At 71.7% G+C, this 3,581-nt stretch carries 3 protein-coding genes; 2 read left to right on the plus strand and 1 reads right to left on the minus strand.

Annotated elements, in window-relative coordinates; translation table 11 throughout:
* Positions 1 to 871 (plus strand): YihY/virulence factor BrkB family protein (locus VGF64_10265; protein ID HEY1635133.1); only part of this gene is annotated, 871 nt, incomplete at its 5' end.
* Positions 872 to 1,017: 146 nt separating this feature from the next.
* A complete protein-coding gene (locus VGF64_10270; protein HEY1635134.1) occupies positions 1,018 to 2,220 on the plus strand; it encodes a YbhN family protein in 1,203 nt (400 codons plus the stop codon).
* 808 nt (positions 2,221 to 3,028) lie between these two features.
* Here the strand turns inward: VGF64_10270 and VGF64_10275 are convergent.
* A partial coding sequence (locus VGF64_10275; protein HEY1635135.1) for a DUF2332 family protein occupies positions 3,029 to 3,581 on the minus strand: 553 nt, incomplete at its 5' end.

Genomic DNA, 3,581 nt, shown 5'->3' on the forward strand with positions numbered 1-3,581 from the left:
GGAGCATCTCGACACAGACCGAGCGGCGGTTGATCGGCGGGCAGCGGCGGCGCTCGACCGCCATCCTCGGACGGCACGCGCCGCCGAGCTGCTCGGCCGAGTCGCCCACGAGCAGTCCGAGGAACGGATCGGCCTCGCCGCCTCCGGTGCCGCCTTCTGGTTCGTGATCACCATCTTTCCGGCCGCGATCGCCGCGGTCAGCATCTTCGGTCTGGTCGTGAGCCCCGAGGCGGTGGCCAAGGATCTGGGCAGCCTGGCCACGACGGGCCCCGACTCGCTCGGGTCGAACCTGTCGGAGCAGCTGCATCGGGTCGCCTCTTCGGGCCGGGCAGGCTTGTCGGTCGGTCTGGCGGTATCGGTCGTGCTCGCCGTGTGGACGGCGTCAGCCGGCGTGTACAACCTGGCCCGAGCCATCCGGGTGGCGTACGGCCTCGGCCCCGATCGGTACGTGCGAGCTCGGCTTCGGGGACTAGTCGGCGCCTTTGCGGTCGTCATCGCCCTTGGCCTCGCGGCCGTGATCTCGGGTGGGGTGTCCGCGCTGCTCGCGAGCGTGCCCGCCGTGCTGGTCGGCCTCGTCGGGGTGCCGCTGCTCGTCGTGATCGTCGCCGCCATCGTCGGCAGCGCCTACCGATTCTCCATCGACAGCCCGGTCGGAGTCCGCAACCTGGCGCCGGGGGCTGTCTTCTCCTCCATCGGCCTGCTGTCCTTGGGTGCCGGGTTCGGCGTGTATGTGGCGTACTCCACGCACTACACCGCGGTCTACGGGGCGATAGCGGGCGTGGCGGTAGCGATGATCGCCGGGTACCTCGCCATCTACGTGATCCTCATCGGCGCGGTCCTCAACGTGCAGCTGAGCCGAACCGACAGCTAGTGCCCGGCATTGTCCCACCGGCGGGTGCGGCTGCGACGCCGGTCTACGGCCACACGGTGACGGCCGCGGTCGCCCGGTTGCCCGGAGGTCGCTGAGAAGCAAGGCGCGACCGATGAGGTTCGTCCGGCCGCGGCGTCTGAAGGCACATGACATGCACGGCCGCTGAGCTCCGCTCGACCCCCGGGTGGACTGCCGCGGGCCGCAGCGCCGCCGCCTCGTCGTGGCTCCGGCGAGCCGGAGTGCTGGTCGTGCTCGTCGTGGCCGTCGCCGCCGGCGTCGGCCGCAGCCACGACCTCGCCGCCGCCGGTCATTCCCTCGTCCACGTCCGCTGGGGGCTCCTGCTGGTGGCCCTCGGCCTCGAGGCCGCGTCCATGGTCGTCTTCGCCCGAATCCAGCAGCGCCTGCTGCGGGCGGGCAACGTCCACGTCGGTCTGGGGCCGATGACGGCGATCGCCCTCGCCGGCAACGCCATGGCCCTCACGCTTCCCGGCGGGGTGGCCTGGGGGGCGACCTGGGTCTTCCGTCGGCTGCGGCGGCACGGGGCCGACCGCCCGCTCGCCGGATGGGTCGTGCTCGTCGCCGGCGCTCTGGGCGGCTTCGCCCTCTTCCTCGTGGTGGCAGCCGGGATCGAGATCGCCGGCGGCCGGGGCCCGGTCGCCCACTTGCGTCCCGTGGCAGCCGGCCTGGCGGCGATACCGGTTGTGGTCGGTGGGCTGGTCCTGCTCGGTCGCCATTCCACCGGAGCCCGGGTCGCGGGACGCACTCTGGCCCGAGCCACCACCGGCGCCCCCCGTCTCGGCCGGCTCGCCGACGCCGGGGCGAAGCTGGCGGCGCGGGTCGGTGCGGTCGGGCTCGATGTTCGGGGCTGGACGGCGATCGGCCTGCTCGCCATGCTCAACTGGCTCGTCGACTGCGCCTGCCTGGTGACCTGCGTGTGGGCGATCAGCGGCACGGTCCCCTGGCGCGGGGTGTTGGTGGCCTACGGACTCGCCCAGGTGGCAGCCAGCTTGCCGCTCGTTCCGGGCGGGCTCGGGGTGGTGGAGGGCAGCCTCTCCTTCTTCCTGGTCGCCTACGGCATGTCAGCGGAGAGCGCCCTGGCCGGGGTGTTCCTGTACCGGATCGTCAGCTTCTGGTCCGTCGTGCCTGTGGGCTGGGGCATCTGGGGTTGCCTCACCCTGCGCGAGCAGCGGAGCGAGGCGGTGGCGCCGGTTCAGCGGTCGAAGCCGGTGACCGTCTCGGCCGCGGCCGCGAAGGTGGGATCACCGGTGACCGCGAAGCCGCGGCGGCAGGCCTCGACGAGCTTGACCTGGTGCGGGTCTCGGCTGTCGGCTGCCGCCCGCGCCAGCTGATCGTCGGGCACGCCTTCCGCTCTGCTGGTAGTCACCCGCTCGGTGCCTCGGTACATCGAGGCGTGCTCGGCATGCACCTGGCCGAGCGCGGTGGCGCCGTCCTCGGGCGTGATGTGGTCGGCCATGAGCTCGACGGCCATCGCTCCGGTGACGCCGTGCAGGTTGAAGATGTTGGGCCGCGCGAGGTAGTGGTGGGCGCCGTCGGCAGCAGCGGCGACGAGCGCCGGCCGCAGCTCGTCGACAGGCGCCACGTCGGTCGCTTCCTCCCCGGCGCGAAAGCGGGCGGCCCAGTAGGCGAGCGCCCGCGCCAGCTCGGTCCGCCGCGCCGGGGTGTCAGTCGCGTCGACGGCCCGAACGGCGTGAGCCGTCCGGATGGCGCCGTGGAAGAGGGCGACGGAAAGTGCTGGCATCAGCCTCGGTACCCACACCTCGACCACTGCGGACCAGCCTTCGTCGTCGATCGCCCGCTCGAAGTGCCCGATCCACTGGGGGAGCCGCTTGTACTCACCGAGCGCTTCGTGCCACTCGAAGTCGACCGGCGTCTCCGACTCGACCGCCGCCGCGCTGGCACGGGCGAAGCGCCGAGCCCAGCCGTCGATCTCCTCGTCGCAGTCGAGCGCGGCCAGGGCCTCGCAGGCCATCGGTCCGTGGTTGACGAAGCCGTTGGGCAGCTCGAAGCCGGATCGGGCCATGCGCTCGAAGGCCTCGTCCAAGGCTGGCGATTTGTCGCTCATGCTGCGCCCTCTGGTGCCATGGACACCAAGCGTACGACCTCGAGTCCTCTTGAGGTCAAGGCCTCCAGCAGGCCTCAGACCGTGCTGGTCCCGTCGAGCCACTCCATTCGGGTGCCCGATGGGTGCGCAGTCGCCAGCAGCCTGGAGGATGCGGTCCCATCGACGTGGGCGACGAGTGACAGGGCGGCGAAGGCTCCGCCTCGGCGGTTCTGCTCCACGAGATGGATCGGGGCGTCGACACCCTGCACGGTTCGGCGGGCTCGTGTACCGAGAGGCACCAGTGGGTCGAGCGCGATCCAGGCCACGTCACGTTCACGACCGAGTCTCGATATGACCTCGCCCGTGTCCCGCTGCAAGGTGTCATCGAAAAAGACGGCAGTGTACGAGTCGACGACCACGACCAGGAGCCCAGCCGGCACGGCACCCAGCACGTCGGAAAGGAGGTGGCGGGCGTCGCCCCGGACGACAGGCGCGTCGCCGGTGCGGGCCACCTCGATGGCACTGGCGACCCGGCGCAGGGCCCCTGCCTCCGGCGGGATGCACGCCGCAAGCCAGGCTCGTTCCTCCTCGTCGTCCAGGTCGAGCGGATTGAGGTCGACGCCGACGCGGTGATCGATCGTTGCCGGC

The sequence above is a fragment of the Acidimicrobiales bacterium genome (assembly GCA_036491125.1).
GTDB lineage: Bacteria > Actinomycetota > Acidimicrobiia > Acidimicrobiales > AC-9 > AC-9.